Below are 15807 nucleotides of genomic sequence, written 5' to 3' on the forward strand. Positions count from 1 at the left end.
CGACAGCCTCCACCCCCCAGGAGTCGCCATGGCGAAGATCGCACTCTTCGGCGCGACCGGCACCATCGGATCCCGGGTGCTGCACGAAGCACTCGGACGCGGGCACCAGGTCACGGCCGTCGTACGCGATCCCGCACGCCTCTCGGGGGCGGACGCGGGCACCGCCGTCGTCGTACGCGGCAATGTCCTCGACCCCGCGTCCGTGACCCAGGCGGCGGCCGGGCAGGACGTGGTGGTGAGCGCGTTCGGACCGGGCCCCGGAGATCCCGGCACCCTCGTCAGCGCCGTCAAATCGCTGATCGGCGGTGTGCAGGCGCTCGGCGCCGACGGATCCCGGCCGCGGGTGATCACCGTGGGCGGCGCCGGCTCGCTGCGCACCCCCGGCGGGCCGCTGGTGTGGGACCAGGCCGGAATCCCGGAGCCCATCCTCGCCGTCATGCACGCCCACGGGGACGCGCTCGACTTCCTGCGCACCGTGCCGGTGGACGAGGTCCGCTGGACCAACCTCAGCCCGGCCGCGCGGATCGAGCCCGGCGAGCGGACGGGTACGTACCGCCTGGGCGACGACGATCTCGTCGTGAACGACGAGGGCCACAGCCTGATCTCCACGGAGGACTACGCCGTCGCGCTGGTCGACGAGATCGAGCGCGACGCGCACGCGGGCAAGCGGTTCACCATCGGGTACTGAGCCTCGGGTACTGAGCCTCGGGTACTGAGCCTCGGGTACTGCTCATCGGCTACTGAGCGTCGACTACCTAGCCGCACGACCGTTATTCGCTGGCCCGGCCGGGCCCGGCTACCTAGAGTGACCGGGCACCACCGTCGTCGAGCAGGAGCGGATCATGCGCACCCACTACCCCCGGACCACGCATCTGCCCTGGTCACCGGGCGTGACCTCGGACGACCTGCGGGCCGCCGGGGCGGACGGCCTGGCAGGGCTGGCCGGGCGGGAGGTCGTGGTCACCGAGAAGCTCGACGGGGAGAACACCACCCTCTACGCCGACGGCCTGCACGCGCGCTCGCTGGACTCGGGCCACCATCCGTCGCGGGCCTGGGTGAAGGGACTGCAGAGCCGTATCGGCGGTGGCATCCCGGCCGGTTGGCGGGTGTGCGGGGAGAACATGTACGCGCGGCATTCGCTGGCGTACGAGGAACTCGACGCGTGGTTCTACGCGTTCTCGGTGTGGGACGGCGACCACTGCCTGGACTGGGACCGGACCGTGGCCTTCCTCCGCGGCCTCGGCGTGCCCGCACCGCGGGTGCTCTGGCGCGGCGTCTTCGACGAGCGCGCGCTGCGCAAGCTGCGGCTCGACACCGCGCGCCAGGAGGGGTACGTCGTCCGGACGGTGGCGGGCTTCGAGCAGGCCGACTTCGGGCGCCGCGTGGCCAAGTGGGTGCGCGGCGGCCATGTGCAGACGGACACGCACTGGATGTACGCGCAGGTGGTGCCGAACGGGCTCGGCCCGGCGGCCGCGCTGTGGGACGTACGGTCGGGCGCGGAACCGGATGTGGCCGGGCTGCTGCGCGCGGTGGGGATGGCGGGCGGCGGCGCGGGGGGCGGCGCCGATCCCGCGGCGGCCGGGGACGGGGACGTTCTTCAGGTGACTGGGGAGCTCGTCGCCGAAGTGGCCGGGCGGATCGACGGCTTGGGCGTGCGGCGGTCCGGGGAGGAGCGGCTGGCCGGGATACTGGCGGCCGCGCTGCACGGCGTACCGCGGGCCCGGCTCGCGGCGCGGCTGGCGGCGGGGCCGCTCGGGATGGCCACGGCGCGGCGGGTCGCGGACCTGGTGGGCCTGTATCCGGCGCTGCGCAGACCGTTCCCCTACCCGGACGCCGAACGGCATGCCGGGCTGGTGGGGATGGCGGAGGCCGTCGACCTGGGGGTGCTGCACGCGCTGGCGAGGGCGGTTCCGGCCGGGCCGGGCAGCGGCGGGGCCGGGGAGGACGTCGGGGCAGTCGAAGCCGCCGAGGCCGTAGAAGCCGTCGACTGGTCCGCCCTGTGCGCCGAGGAGGCGGGGCTGCTCGGGCCCGCGCCGCTGGAGCCGCTGCGGGCCGGGCTGCGTACGGCCCTGGCCGCTGCCGGCATCGGCGACGCCGACGCGGCGGACCGCTGCTGGGCCGAGGCCCGCGAGGCCTACGGGCAGGGCAAGCTGACAGGCCCGGAGGAGGCGGTCGCGGCGACCTGGCGGTGGCGGGACGGCACGTCCTTCCCCCGGCTGGTGCAGCTGTCCGGCCCTTCGGGCAGCGGGAAGAGCACGTACGCCCGCACCCTGTCGGGGGTGGAGGAGTACATCAGTCTTGACGATCTGCGCACGGCCCGGGGTTCCCGTTCGGCACAGCGGGACAACGCGGACGTGCTCCGCGAGGGCCTGGACCGGCTCGACTCGGCGCTGGCCGCAGCCGTGCGGTCCGGCGGAACCGTCGTCTGGGACGCCACCTCGCTCACCCGCCAGCAGCGCGGGCTGGCCGGCGCGGTCGCGCGGCGGCGGAACGCGCTGGTCACGCACGCGGTCTTCCTCGTCGAGGAGGCGGAGCTGCTGCGCCGCAACTCCCGGCGCGCACACCCCGTACCGGCGCAGGTGCTGACCTCGCAGCTGCACCGGTTCGCGCCTCCGTACCCCGGTGAGGCGCACCGGACCTGGTACATCGGGGCGGGCGGAACCGTCGAGGACACGGCGGGCACGATCACCACCGCGGCGGCGTCCCCGGCCGCGGCGACGGCAACTGCGACTGCGACTGCGACGGGCGAGGTCGGCTGATGCGTACCAGCGAAGAGCTCTACCACCAGGTCCGCTGGGACCCCCGTTTCGACCCGGCGCGGTTCACCCTCGGGCTGCTCCAGCGCGGCGCGCCGCCGAAGCGGGTCCCGCTGCCCTCGTTCGTGCCCGGCGGTGACGTCCCGTGGCACCGGGTGCTGTTCGTCGAGGCCGACGGCGAGCTGGTGTGGGACCGGGCGACGGGGATCGACCTCATCGGCAGCACCCCGGCCGGGCAGGTCCGCGATCCGAGGCTGCTGCGGGCGCCGTTCTTCACGGCGCGGACGCCCTACGCGTGGGACCCGGCGGGCGAAGGCGCCTGGCTGCCGGCGCCCGAGGGCGGGCCGCGCGGGGCGGGGCCCGCCCGGGTGCGACTGCTGACCTGGAACACGCTCTGGGACCGGTACGACGCCCCGCGCATCTCCACCGCCCGGCGCAGGCCGCTGCTGCTGGCCGACCTGGCGGCGGCCGACGCCGATGTGATCGCGCTCCAGGAGGTGGAGCGGGAGCTGCTCGCCATGCTCCTCGCCGAGCCGTGGGTACGGGCCGGGTACACGGTCGCCGCCGATCCCCGCGGTCGGGACGTGGCCGAGAGCGGGCTCCTGGTGCTCAGTCGGCTGCCGGTACGGGAGGCGGGCGCGCACGCGCTCGGACCGCACAAGGCGGTCGTCGCCGTCACCGTGGACACGGCCGGTGGGCCGCTGGTGGTGGCGGCCACCCATCTGACGAGCGATCACACCGAGAACGGTGCCGCCCGGCGGGCAGTCGAACTGACCCGGATATCGGAGGGGTTGGCGGGAGTCGAAGCGGGCACGATCGCGCTGCTCGGCGATTTCAACGACGGCCGCTCGGGGACCGAGGGCCCGGCGGCCGCACTGGGGCTCCGGGACGCGTGGAACGAAGTGCACGGGGCGGCGGACCAGACACCCACCTTCGACCCGGTGGCCAACCCCCTGGCCGCCGTCGGCTCGTTGACGGGGCGCGCCTCACGGCTGGACCGGATCCTGCTGCGCTCGACCGGAGTCCGGGTGACGCAGGCCGCACTGCGCGGCAACTCCCCCGCTCCGGACGGGCTCTTCGTCTCCGACCACTACGGGGTCGAGGCCACGATGGAGTTCGGGCCGGCGGACGGAGCGGGCGGCGAACTGCTGGACGTACGGCCGACCGCACGGACGGCGGTGGCCTGGCTGCCCCCGCACGACGCGGTGGTGGAGGCGGTGCGGCGGGATCACGATCCGCAGGCGGGACGCTGGCCCGCGCACGTGAACCTGCTGTTCGGGTTCGTACCGGAGTCCTCCTTCGAGGCGGCGCTGCCGCTGCTGTCGGAAGTCGCGGCGCGGGCGGCCGGGTTCACGGCCCGCCTGGAGGGGGTGTACGGCTTCGGCCCGACCCTGTGGCTGGATCCGGCGGCGGCCGGAGACGCCCCGTGGCAGGAGCTGCGGCAAGCCCTGGAGGAACGGTTCCCGGGGTGCCGGGGCCGGAGCGAGGGCTACACCCCGCACCTGACCCTGGGCCGCAGCCAGGATCCGGGGCGCGCCGAGGCCGAGTTCACGGCCCGCCTCGGCGGCGGCCGTTCGGCTCGCGCGGACACCCTGGCCGTGCTGTCGCGGCGCGGGGACGGGCCGATGGAGGTCCGCGCGACGGTGCAGCTCGGGACGGGCGAGGTCCGCTGGACGGCGGAGCCGGCGACCGGCGGGGCCCGGCACAAGACGGATCCGATCCGGCCGACCGTCGACCCGGGGGGTCTCCGCGCCGACCCTGAGGGCCTCGACGCAGACCCGGCGCCGACCGGATTCGCGGCACGGATCACGGCACGGATCGCGGCGGCGCTGCCGGAGGCGGCCGTACACGTGGTCGGCTCGCGGCGGATGGGCTGTGCCCTGCCGGACGCGGACCTGGACCTGGTGGCATGTCTGCCGGGCACCGCCGACATCGCGGAGGTCCGGACACGACTGGCCGCGGCCCTCCCGGAGGCGGACCGCCTCCGGGAGGTGAAGGGCGCCCGGGTACCGGGGCTGCGGCTGCGCGTGACGGGGCGGGAGCCGGCCTCGACGGACGCGCCCGAGCCGGGATCCGCGGGGGCGGGATCCGCGGGGCCGGACACGGCAGCATCGGTCGTGACCGCGCTGGACGTGGACCTCGTCCTCGTGGCCACCGGCTCGATGCCCCCCGAGGAAGCGGTGGCCAGGCGTGCGGAGCTCGGCCTGGCAGCGGCGGTGGCCCTGAGCGCGGTGAGCGACGCGGACGCGGTACGGGCCTTCGTGGGCCCGGAGCACGCCGCGTTCGCCCGGCTGGCGCGCGAGGTGAAGGCCTGGGCCCGCTCGCGCGGCCTGGACTCGGCCCCCTTCGGCGGGCTCCCCGGCCTGGCCTGGACGGTCCTGGCCGCGCACACCGTACGCATGGCCCCCGGCCTCGCCCCGGGCCCCCTGCTCCGGGAGTTCTTCGCCACCTGGGCCGCATGGGACTGGCGCACGCCGGTGGCTCTGCCCGGGTACGGCCCCGGAGACGGTCCCGGCGACGACCCTGTTGGCGGTCCCATTGTTGGTGGCTCCGATGGCGGCGTCACCGTTCTCACCCCCTCCGCGCCCGTCCGCAGCTGCACCACCCAGGTCGGGCCCGGGACGCGGGACCTGCTCGGGCGGGAGCTGTACACCGCCTGGGAGGCTCTCGAGGGCGGCGCCGCCGACGGCTTCGCCGCCACCCCGCCTCCCCTGCACCGCCGCCATGCCGCCTGGGTCGTGGTCACGGTGGTGGGGGACCGGCCCGGCGACTTCGAGGAGAACCTCGGCCGTATGCGCGGCCGGGTCCTGGCCCTGCTCGACGCCCTGTCCGGAGCGGGCTTCGGGGAAGCCCATGCCTGGCCCCGCCCCTTCGAGCGGACCCCGACCCTGGCCCGGTACGCGATCGGCCTCGGCTCCGCGCCGCCGGATGCGACCGCACTGGCCGCCGTCACGACCCCCTGGTCGGCGAGGCTCCCCGGTACGGAAGCGGCCCGGGTGGACGGCGGCGCCGTCCCCGACCTCCCCTGAACCCACTGGGGCACCCGCACCGCATCGACAAGTAACGAACACGGACGCGCCCCTGACTACAAGTCAGCCGCCAATCCCCGAACGCACGGGAGACTCCCGGACCAAGCTCCGCCCCGCCGTAGCGGGCACGGCGAGACGGAGCGGTCAGAGCCTCAGTAGAGCCCTGACAAGTTTTTTCGTCAACACTTTTCACAAGGATTGAAGAAACTCCAAGTTCACAGGCCTGATGCGTATTTGACACATCGTTTGATCTTCAGTTCATGAACGCTCAAACCCTTGACGGGCCTTCGGCGGGGCAGTTCACTCACGCTTCGATCCCCCCGGATCCCCAACGTCAGGAGTAGCCCCGCATGCCCCTCCTCTCCGATCACCCTCCCCGGCGGACCGCCCCACCCCGCCGCGGCCCCTCGAGGATCTCCGTGGCCGCCCTCGCGGCCGCACTGGTCGCCGCCCTCCTCGTGCTCCTCCCGAGCACCGCCGCGACCGCGGCGCCCACGCTCCTCTCGCAGGGCAAGCCCGCCACCGCCTCCTCGATCGAGGGCGCCGGCACCCCCGCCTCCGCCGCCGTGGACGGCGACAACGGCACCCGCTGGTCCAGCCAGTTCGCCGATCCGCAGTGGATACAGGTGGACCTCGGAGCCGACGCCCAGGTGAGCCAGGTCGTCCTGCGCTGGGAGACCGCCGCCGCGAAGGCGTACCGCGTCGAGCTGTCCACGGACGGCGCCAACTGGTCCACCGCCTACTCGACGGCCAACGGCACCGGCGGCGTCCAGACCCACGACATCACCGGCACCGCCCGCTACGTCCGCGTGTACGGCACCCAGCGCACCACCGGATACGGCTACTCGCTCTGGGAGTTCCAGGTCTACGGGACCACCGGCACCGGACCGACCCTCCCCGGCGGCGGCGACCTCGGCCCCAACGTGATCGTGTTCGATCCCTCCACGCCGAACATCCAGGCCAAGCTGGACCAGGTCTTCGCCCAGCAGGAGTCGGCGCAGTTCGGCTCCGGCCGCTACCAGTTCCTCTTCAAGCCGGGCACGTACAACGGCCTCAACGCCCAGATCGGCTTCTACACTTCGATCTCCGGTCTCGGCCTGAACCCGGACGACACCACCATCAACGGTGACGTGACCGTCGACGCCGGCTGGTTCAACGGCAACGCCACCCAGAACTTCTGGCGTTCGGCCGAGAACCTCGCGCTCAACCCGGTCAACGGCACCGACCGCTGGGCCGTCTCGCAGGCAGCGCCGTTCCGCCGCATGCACGTCAAGGGCGGCCTCAACCTGGCCCCTTCCGGCTACGGCTGGGCCTCGGGCGGCTACATCGCCGACTCGAAGATCGACGGCCAGGTCGGCAACTACTCGCAGCAGCAGTGGTACACGCGTGACAGCTCCATCGGCGGCTGGTCCAACGGCGTCTGGAACCAGGTGTTCTCCGGTACCCAGGGCGCGCCCGCGCAGAGCTTCCCCGAGCCGCGCTACACCACCCTCGACACCACCCCGGTCTCCCGGGAGAAGCCGTTCCTCTACCTGGACGGCGCCGAGTACAAGGTGTTCGTCCCGGCCAAGCGCGTGAACGCGCGCGGCACTTCCTGGGGCAACGGCACCCCGCAGGGCACCTCGATCCCGCTCAGCCAGTTCTACGTGGTCAAGCCGGGCACGAGCGCCGCGACGATGAACCAGGCGCTGGCCCAGGGCCTGCACCTGCTCTTCACCCCCGGCGTCTACCACGTCGACCGGACCATCCAGGTCAACCGCGCCGACACGGTCGTCCTCGGCCTCGGTCTCGCCACCATCGTCCCGGACAACGGGGTGACCGCGATGAAGGTCGCCGACGTGGACGGCGTCAAGCTCGCCGGCTTCCTGATCGACGCGGGCACCGTCAACTCCCCCTCCCTGCTGGAGGTCGGCCCCGCCGGCGCCACCGCGGACCACGCGAACAACCCGACCACCGTCCAGGACGTGTTCATCCGGGTCGGCGGCGCCGGAGCGGGCAAGGCCACGGCCGGCATGGTGATCAACAACCGCAGCACGATCGTCGACCACACCTGGATCTGGCGCGCCGACCACGGAGACGGGGTGGGCTGGGAGACCAACCGCTCCGACTACGGGTTCCGCGTCAACGGTGACGACGTACTGGCCACCGGACTGTTCGTCGAGCACTTCAACAAGTACGACGTCGAGTGGAACGGCGAGCGCGGCCGCACGATCTTCTTCCAGAACGAGAAGGCGTACGACGCCCCCAACCAGGCCGCCGTCCAGAACGGTTCGGTCCGGGGCTTCGCTGCCTACAAGGTGGCCGACTCGGTGAACACCCACGAGGGCTGGGGACTCGGCAGCTACTGCTACTACAACGTCGACCCGACGATCGTTCAGGACCACGGCTTCGAGGTCCCGGTGAAGCCCGGCGTGAAGTTCCACGACCTCCTCGTCGTCTCGCTGGGCGGCAACGGCCAGTACGCGCACGTCGTCAACAACACGGGCGCGGCGACCTCGGGTACGTCGACCACCCCCTCCACCGTCGTCTCCTTCCCCTGATCAACCCCTGACCCCCGGATGACGCGGGGCGGCCCCAGGCCGTCCCGCGTTATTCGGGCCATCCGAGAGAGCGCTCTCCCAACTCTCCCGGCCCCCGCCCGACCCGACCCATCCGCCCCATCCGCCCCATCCGAAGGAGTCCAGACGATGAAACTCCGACCGCGGGCCCTGTCCGCCTTACTGGTTTCGGCGGCCGTCGCCGTGACCGCGGCCGCCGGTCTCGGCGCCACCGCGCTCACCGCGCAGGCCACCCCCGACTCGGCTTCCGTGCACATGGGCATGGACCACTCCGCCGTGGCCCCGCTCGCGACCGGGGACGACCCCGACGGCGACGGCTACATCCCGGCCGTGCCGCAGGTGACCGGCGTGACCCCGTCGTGGAACAACCCGCCGGACCGCTACTTCCACGAGTTCCAGGCCAACTGTGCCGTCACCAGGACCGCCCCGGACGACCCGATCGTCTTCGCCGGACGGCCGGGCGCCTCGCACGACCACACCTTCCTGGGCAACACCGGCACGGACGCCAACAGCACCACTGCCTCCCTGAGCGCCGGCGGCACGGCCTGCAACGCGGTCGGCGACCTGTCCGGCTACTGGATGCCGAGCCTCTTCAACGGCAGCCAGAAGATCCTGCCCACCGGCCCCCAGGTCATCTACTACAAGACGGGGGTCACCGACTACACGAGCGTGCGCCCCTTCCCCAAGGGTCTGCGCTTCGTGGTCGGCAGCCCGACCCAGACCGCGGCCGAGTTCCGCGCCAACAAGGGCTGGGTCGAGGGCTGGGAGTGCGGCGACAGCTTCAAGAACGTCGAGTTCCCGGCCAACTGCCCGGCCGGAACCCAGCTCAACATCCGCATGCAGTCGCCCAGTTGCTGGGACGGGAAGAACCTGGACACCCCGGACCACAAGGCCCACATGGCCTATCCGGTCGTGAAGCCCGGCAACAACGACAACGTCTGCCCCGCCGACCACCCGGTCGCGGTGCCGATGGTCGAATTCAAGATGGCCTTCCCGGTCAGCGGTGACATGTCGCAGGTCAGGCTGTCCAGCGGCGCCGGTCACACGTTCCACTACGACTTCTTCAACGCGTGGGACGACCGGACCCTGAACGCCATGGTCGAGCACTGCATCAAGGGCGGGCTCCAGTGCAACGCCCGCGGCTACGACGAGACCCACCCGGCGGCCGGCGCCGTACTCGGCCCGGACTACCGCCTCCCGTAGCGGACTTCGCAGCACCGGACGGCGGACTCCGCACCATCCGCTCCCCCCACCCGCACTCCACCCCCTCCCAAGGAGGCTCCTGCATGCTCTCCCGCATGCGCAGCACCGTCACCACGGCCGCCCTGCTCGCGGGCGTCGTCACCTTCATCCCCGCGGGCCCGGCTCAAGCCGCCGGCAGCGTCGTGAAGGTGACCGGCTCCCAGGGCAACTGGCAGCTGACCGTGGACGGTTCTCCGTACCTCGTCAAGGGTGTCACCTGGGGTCCCTCCCCGGCCGACGCCGCACGCCTGCTCCCCGACGTGAAGTCGCTGGGCGCCAACACCATCCGCACCTGGGGCACGGACGGGAGCAGCGCCCAGCTGTTCGACGCCGCCGCCGCGAACAACATCAAGGTCGTGGCCGGCTTCTGGCTCCAGCCCGGCGGCGGTCCGGGCAGCGGTGGCTGCACGAACTACGTCACGGACACGACGTACAAGAACAACATGATGGCCGAATTCACCAAGTGGGTGCAGACCTACCGCGACAACCCGGCCGTCCTGATGTGGAACGTGGGCAACGAGTCGGTGCTCGGCCTGCAGAACTGCTACAGCGGGACGGAGCTGGAGAACCAGCGCAACGCGTACACGACCTTCGTGAACGAGGTGGCGAAGGCCATCCACCACATCGACGCCAACCACCCGGTCACCTCCACCGACGCGTGGGTGGGCGCCTGGACGTACTACAAGCGCAACTCCCCCGACCTGGACCTCTATGCGGTGAACTCCTACAAGGAGGTGTGCGGGGTCAAGCAGGCCTGGGAGCAAAACGGTTACAACAAGCCGTACATCATCACGGAGACCGGCCCGGCGGGTGAGTGGGAGGTTCCGAACGACGCGAACGGCGTCCCGCTGGAGCCCGGCGACCAGGCCAAGGCCGACGGGTACACCAACGCGTGGAACTGTGTCACCGGCCACCGGGGGGTGGCACTGGGCGCGACGGTCTTCCACTACGGCACCGAGTACGACTTCGGCGGCCACTGGTTCAACCTGACCCCGGCCGGGGAGCGCCGCAAGATGTACTACGCGGTCAAGCGGGCGTTCGGCGGGAACACGGCCGGCGACAACCTGCCGCCGACCGTCTCCGTGCCGTCCGTGCCCGACCCGGGCGCCGTCCCGGCGGGCAAGGAGGTGACGATCCAGGCTCCGGCGACCGACCCCGAGGGCGACCAGCTCTCGTACGAGGTGCTCTGGGGAAGCAAGTACGTGGACGGCGGCAACGGGCTGAGCTCCGTGCCCTTCACGAACCTGGGCAACGGCACCCTCAAGGCCACGGCCCCGGCCAGGACCGGCGCGTGGAAGCTCTACGTGAAGGTCAAGGACGGCCGGGGCAACGTGGGCGTAGAGCAGCGCTCGGTGAAGGTGGTGCCGCCGCCGGTGGCGGGCACGAACGTGGCGCTGAACCGGCCGACGACCGCCTCCACCTTCCAGAACGACGGCTGGGGCGGTTGCCCGTGCACCCCGCAGCTGGCCACGGACGGGAACAACACCACGCGCTGGGCGAGTAGTTGGGCGGATCCGCAGTGGCTCCAGGTGGACCTGGGGTCGGTGAAGCAGCTCAAGCACGCGCAGTTGGTGTGGGAGACCGCCTACGGGAAGGCCTACACGATCCAGGTGTCGGACGACGGCCAGAACTGGCGGACGACGTTCGCCACTTCGACCGGTGACGGCGGCATAGACGACTTCGACATCTCCGCGTCGGGCCGGTACGTACGCCTCGACATGACCCAGCGGGGCACCGGTTACGGCTACTCCCTGTTCCACTTCGGCGTCTACGCCTGATCCTGGGCCCGACGTCACCACAGACCCCGCGCGCCGCCCGGACCTGACCCGGGCGGCGCGCGGTTGTGCGTACCCGAAGGCTCAAACCTCCAGGACGATCTTCCCGGCGGTGTGTCCGGACCGGCTGAGCTCGAAGGCGGCCGCCAGATCGGCGAGCGGGAAGGTCTCGGCGACGCTGACGGTGAGCTGTCCGGCGTCGGCCAGCCGGCCGAGCTCGGCGAGCTCGGCGCCGGAGGGCCGCACCCACATCCACTGGCCCCCGGCACCGAGCACCGTGTGGTCGGCGATGGAGGCGTGCCGACCACCGTCGGCCAATACCTCCAGGGTGGTGTCGAGTACTCCCCCGACGAAGTCGGCGACGACGGTGACCCCGTCAGGAGCCAGTGCACGGACCCGCCCGGCGAGGCCGTCCCCGTACTCGACGGGTTCGCAGCCCAGCTCGCGCAGCCGATCGTGGTTGCGGGCGGAGGCGGTGCCGATGACGCGGGCGCCGAGCGCCCGGGCGATCTGCACGCCGAGGGAGCCGACGCCGCCGGCGGCTCCGTGGATGAGGACGGTGTCTTCCTTGCCGGTGTCCAGGCGCGTCAGCAGCTGGTACCCGGTGAGGCCGGCCAGCGGCAGCCCCGCGGCCTGCTGCCAGCTCAGGGAGACAGGCTTGTGCGCGAGGGCCCGTACGGGCACGGTGACGAACTCGGCGAAGGTGCCGCCGTGCACGTAGTCCTTGCGGGCGTAGGCGACGACCTCGTCGCCGGCCGTGAACTCGGGGGTGTCGATGCCCGCGTACTCCACGGTTCCGGCCACGTCCCAGCCGGGCACGACCGGGTACACGACGTCCATGAGCCCGTCGAGCCCGCCCGCCATGATCTTCCAGTCCACCGGGTTGACGGAGGCGCACCGGACCCGCACGAGGACCTCACCGGGTCCGACCTTGGGCAACGGGATCCGGCTCTCGGAGAGCACCTCCACTCCGCCGTACGTGTCGTACGTCATCGCCCGCATGGTGCCCTCTGCGTGTTCGGACATCGCCCTCGCCTCTCCGTGAACCGGTGGTGTCTGCCCCTTCCCCATCCCACCACGAAAAGCCGCGCCCGCCCGGGGAGGAGGGGCGGGCGCGGCGCGGCGTTGCGGCTGGTGGGGCTGTCTGGGGGCGGTGCCTACAGGGCGCGGTGGGCGGCGATCACGTCGGCGTAGTGGCGGCCGCTGGTCTTCACCGTGCGGCGCTGGGTGTCGTAGTCCACGTGGACCAGGCCGAAGCGCTTGTCGTAGCCGTAGGCCCATTCGAAGTTGTCGAGGAGGGACCAGGCGTAGTAGCCGGCCAGGGGTGCGCCGCGGCGGGCCGCGCGGGCGCAGGCGGCGAGGTGGGCGCTCAGGTACGCGGTGCGCTCCGGGTCGTGGACACTGCCGTCGGCGGAGACGGTGTCGGCGTAGGAGGACCCGTTCTCGGTGATGAGGATGCGACGGGCCCCGTACTCCTCGGTCAGCCGCATGATCAGGGTTTCCAGGCCGCCGGCGTCCACCTCCCAGTCCATTGCGGTGCGCGGGACGCCGGGCCGGTCGATCATGCGGGCGTGGGGGGCGGGGCCGTGCGGGTCGGCGGCGACTATTTGCGGGAAGTAGTAGTTCAGGCCGATCCAGTCGAGCGGGGCGGCGATGGTGTCGAGGTCGCCGGGCTGCTCGGGCAGGTCGACCCCGTAGACCTCCAGCATGTCGGCGGGGAAACCGCGGCCGTGGACGGGGTCGAGCCACCAGCGGTTGACGTGGCCGTCCATCCGCCGGGCGGCGGCCCGGTCGGACTCGCTGTCGCTCGCCGGCTCCACGGTGGAGAGGTTGTTGACGATGCCGATCTGCGCGCCGGGTGCTGCGGCACGGATCGCCTGTGCTGCCAGGCCGTGGCCGAGCAGCAGGTGGTAGGAGGCGCGGACGGCGGCCGTGAGGTCGGTCCAGCCGGGGGCCATCCTGCCTTCCAGGTGGCCGATCCACGCCGAGCACAGCGGCTCGTTGAGGGTGGCCCACTGGGTGACGCGGTCGCCGAGGCGTTCGGCGACCACGCCCGCGTACGAGGCAAAGTGCTCGGCGGTGGCCCGCTCGGGCCAACCGCCCCGGTCCTGGAGGGCCTGCGGGAGGTCCCAGTGGTAGAGGGTGACGGAGGGTTCGATCCCGGCGGCGAGCAGTCCGTCGATCAACTGGTCGTAGAAATCGAGCCCCTTGGCATTGACCGGGCCGTCGCCGCCGGGCACGACGCGCGGCCAGGCGACGGAGAGCCGGTAGGCGTTGGTGCCGAGCCCGCGCATCAGGCCGATGTCCTCGCGCCATCGGTGGTAGTGGTCGCAGGCGGTGTCTCCGGTGTGGCCTCCGTCGATGGCGCCGGGGGTGCGGGTGAAGGTGTCCCAGATGGAGGGGGCGCGGCCGTCCTCGGCCACGGCGCCCTCGATCTGGTAGGCGGAGGTCGCGGTGCCCCAGGCGAACTCGCGGGGCAGGGCTGCCAGGTCGATTGCGACCGCCGGGTCGAGGGCGGTCGGGCCGATGGCAGCGGTCTCGAAACGGGTTTCCGAAAGGGTCATTTGACGGCTCCTGCCGTGAGTCCGGCCACCAAGTACCGCTGAAGCAGGAGGAATCCGGCGACGACGGGGACGCTGACGACGAGCGAGGCGGCCATGATCTGATTCCAATAGACGTCGTTCTGCGTGGAGTAGCCCTGCAGTCCGATCGCGAGGGTGCGGGTCTCGTCGTTCGTCATCACGGAGGCGAAGAGCACCTCGCCCCAGGCGGTCATGAACGCGTAGACGGTGACGGCGACGATGCCGGGGACGGCGGCCGGGATCACGACCCTGAAGAGCGCCCCGAGCGGGCCGCAGCCGTCGACGGTGGCGGCCTCGTCGAGGTCGCGGGGCACCGAGTCGAAGTACCCGATGAGCATCCAGATGGAGAAGGGGAGGGAGAAGGTCAGGTAGGTGAGGATCAGCCCGCCCCGGGATCCGTACAGCGCGATCCCGGTGCTGTTGCCGATGTTCACGAAGATGAGGAACAGCGGGAGGAGGAAGAGGATCCCGGGGAACATCTGGGTGGACAGGACCGTCACGGTGAACAGGCGCTTGCCGCGGAAGCGGTAGCGGCTGACGGCGTACGCCGCGAAGACGGCGATCACGACGGAGCAGGCGGTCGCCGCACCGGCCACGATCAGCGAGTTCATGAAGTACTTGGCGAGCGGGATGGTGTGCCAGATGTCGATGTACGGGCGCACGGTGAGCCCGCTGGGGATCCAGTGGAACTGTCCGGCCACGTCCTTGAGGGGTTTGAGCGAGCTGGTGACCATCACGTAGACGGGCAGCAGGACGAAGGCGGCCAGGAGGACGAGGAAGACCGCCCGCACCGCTTTGAAGGAGGCCGGCGGGTCGAGCGGCGACTTGGTTCGCGCACCGCTCGCGCCTCGTCGGCGGCCCTGGTCAGCCATCGGCTTTCCTCCGTCCCCGCGTCGTGAAGATCAGGTAGCCGGCCGTGACCACCAGGAGGAACAGCAGCAGCAGGACGGACATGGCCGAGCCGGTGCCGAAGTTCCAGGTCACGAAGCTGGATTGGTAGATGTGGATCGAGATCAGGTCGGCGGCGGGGGGCGCGGACTTGCCGAACATGACGAACGGCGTGGTGAAGTCGTTGAAGGTCCACAGGAACAGCACCAGGATCAGCACCTGGTTGACGGCCCCGACCGAGGGCAGGGTGATCCGGCGGATCTGCTGCCAGATGCCCGCCCCGTCCAGCGCGGCCGCCTCGTAGAGGTCCTTGGGGATGTTCTGGAGGGCGGCCATCACGATGAGGAACGCGAACGGCCAGCCCTTCCAGACCGATACGGTCAGCAGCGCCCAGAAGCTGTTGTCGCCCAGGAGCCAGAAGGTGTGCTCGGCGCCGCCGATGCCCAACTGGTCGTGGAGGACGTGGTTCACCAGCCCGTTGTCCCGCTGGAACATGAACGCCCAGGTGATGACCGCGGCGTAGCCGGGGAGCGCGTAGGGGATCAGGAACAGGGCGCGCAGGACACCGCGGCCCCGGAAGGTCTCCTGCATGAACACGGCGGCGGCGGTGCCGAGGAACCAGCACAGGCCCACCGAGAGCAGGGTGAACAGGCAGGTGGTGAAGAAGGAGCCGAGCAGGGCCTCGCCGACGGGCTTGTTGATGTCCACGGCGAGTTCGTAGTTGTCGAAGCCCGTCCAGGGGGCTCTGGACCAGTCCCGGATGAAGAACTGGGTCAGCTGCCGGAAGCTCATCGCGATGCCCATCGCCATCGGGACGAGGTGGATGAGCAGTTCGAGGAGGAGGGCGGGCAGGAGCAGGAGGTAGGGCAGGGCGGCGCGACGCACGCGCCCGGTGCGGCGCACCCGGGCAGTGGTACGCCGCACCCTCCCCTTCATGGTGAGGGGAGGGACCGGTTCCTCCACCGGTTGTCCCCCTG

General features: G+C 71.7%; 10 protein-coding genes. 6 read left to right on the forward strand and 4 right to left on the reverse strand.

Features of this window, described 5'->3' with window-relative positions:
- Window positions 1-28 precede the first annotated feature (28 nt).
- The 6 genes from OHU74_RS03140 (at window position 29) to OHU74_RS03165 (ending at window position 11363) form a co-directional block, all read left to right on the forward strand.
- A complete protein-coding gene (locus OHU74_RS03140) occupies window positions 29-688 on the forward strand; it encodes an NAD(P)-dependent oxidoreductase (RefSeq protein ID WP_371614453.1) in 660 nt (219 codons plus the stop codon).
- A 154-nt stretch (window positions 689-842) separates the two neighbouring features.
- Window positions 843-2759, forward strand: a complete 1917-nt coding sequence (locus tag OHU74_RS03145; RefSeq protein ID WP_371614454.1) for an RNA ligase family protein — start codon at window positions 843-845, stop codon at window positions 2757-2759.
- Complete coding sequence (locus OHU74_RS03150; protein WP_371614455.1) at window positions 2759-5785, forward strand: poly(A) polymerase; 3027 nt, start codon at window positions 2759-2761, stop codon at window positions 5783-5785. Before OHU74_RS03145 ends, OHU74_RS03150 begins: the two co-directional genes overlap by 1 nt.
- Window positions 5786-6135: 350 nt before the next feature.
- Entirely contained in the window at window positions 6136-8325 is a 2190-nt protein-coding gene (locus OHU74_RS03155) for a discoidin domain-containing protein (protein ID WP_371614456.1), read from the forward strand.
- A 147-nt stretch (window positions 8326-8472) separates the two neighbouring features.
- Entirely contained in the window at window positions 8473-9546 is a 1074-nt protein-coding gene (locus OHU74_RS03160) for a DUF1996 domain-containing protein (protein WP_371614457.1), read from the forward strand.
- A gap of 83 nt (window positions 9547-9629) precedes the next feature.
- Complete coding sequence (locus OHU74_RS03165) at window positions 9630-11363, forward strand: discoidin domain-containing protein (protein ID WP_371614458.1); 1734 nt, start codon at window positions 9630-9632, stop codon at window positions 11361-11363.
- Window positions 11364-11444: 81 nt separating this feature from the next.
- On the opposite strand, the gene OHU74_RS03170 is transcribed toward OHU74_RS03165, so the two are convergent.
- From OHU74_RS03170 to OHU74_RS03185, 4 genes are all read right to left on the reverse strand, one after another.
- Window positions 11445-12362 (reverse strand): NADP-dependent oxidoreductase, encoded by a 918-nt coding sequence (locus OHU74_RS03170; RefSeq protein WP_371619548.1) that lies wholly within the window; start codon window positions 12360-12362, stop codon window positions 11445-11447.
- A gap of 155 nt (window positions 12363-12517) precedes the next feature.
- Window positions 12518-13924 (reverse strand): GH1 family beta-glucosidase, encoded by a 1407-nt coding sequence (locus OHU74_RS03175; protein ID WP_371614459.1) that lies wholly within the window; start codon window positions 13922-13924, stop codon window positions 12518-12520.
- A complete protein-coding gene (locus OHU74_RS03180; RefSeq protein ID WP_371614460.1) occupies window positions 13921-14814 on the reverse strand; it encodes a carbohydrate ABC transporter permease in 894 nt (297 codons plus the stop codon). The genes OHU74_RS03175 and OHU74_RS03180 overlap by 4 nt, the downstream gene beginning before the upstream one ends.
- Window positions 14807-15766: a carbohydrate ABC transporter permease gene (locus OHU74_RS03185; protein WP_371614461.1), complete on the reverse strand. Its 960-nt coding sequence runs from the start codon at window positions 15764-15766 to the stop codon at window positions 14807-14809. The genes OHU74_RS03180 and OHU74_RS03185 overlap by 8 nt, the downstream gene beginning before the upstream one ends.
- Window positions 15767-15807: the final 41 nt, after the last annotated feature.

This window comes from Streptomyces sp. NBC_00454 (assembly GCF_041434015.1).
Taxonomy (GTDB): domain Bacteria; phylum Actinomycetota; class Actinomycetes; order Streptomycetales; family Streptomycetaceae; genus Streptomyces.

Bases quoted from the DNA above. Each gene is read 5' to 3' on its own strand.
- OHU74_RS03140 (WP_371614453.1), top strand. From the start codon at position 29: ATGGCGAAGATCGCACTCTTCGGCGCGACCGGCACCATCGGATCCCGG.
- OHU74_RS03145 (WP_371614454.1), top strand. From the start codon at position 843: ATGCGCACCCACTACCCCCGGACCACGCATCTGCCCTGGTCACCGGGC.
- OHU74_RS03150 (WP_371614455.1), top strand. From the start codon at position 2,759: ATGCGTACCAGCGAAGAGCTCTACCACCAGGTCCGCTGGGACCCCCGT.
- OHU74_RS03155 (WP_371614456.1), top strand. From the start codon at position 6,136: ATGCCCCTCCTCTCCGATCACCCTCCCCGGCGGACCGCCCCACCCCGC.
- OHU74_RS03160 (WP_371614457.1), top strand. From the start codon at position 8,473: ATGAAACTCCGACCGCGGGCCCTGTCCGCCTTACTGGTTTCGGCGGCC.
- OHU74_RS03165 (WP_371614458.1), top strand. From the start codon at position 9,630: ATGCTCTCCCGCATGCGCAGCACCGTCACCACGGCCGCCCTGCTCGCG.
- OHU74_RS03170 (WP_371619548.1), bottom strand. From the start codon at position 12,362: ATGCGGGCGATGACGTACGACACGTACGGCGGAGTGGAGGTGCTCTCC.
- OHU74_RS03175 (WP_371614459.1), bottom strand. From the start codon at position 13,924: ATGACCCTTTCGGAAACCCGTTTCGAGACCGCTGCCATCGGCCCGACC.
- OHU74_RS03180 (WP_371614460.1), bottom strand. From the start codon at position 14,814: ATGGCTGACCAGGGCCGCCGACGAGGCGCGAGCGGTGCGCGAACCAAG.
- OHU74_RS03185 (WP_371614461.1), bottom strand. From the start codon at position 15,766: ATGAAGGGGAGGGTGCGGCGTACCACTGCCCGGGTGCGCCGCACCGGG.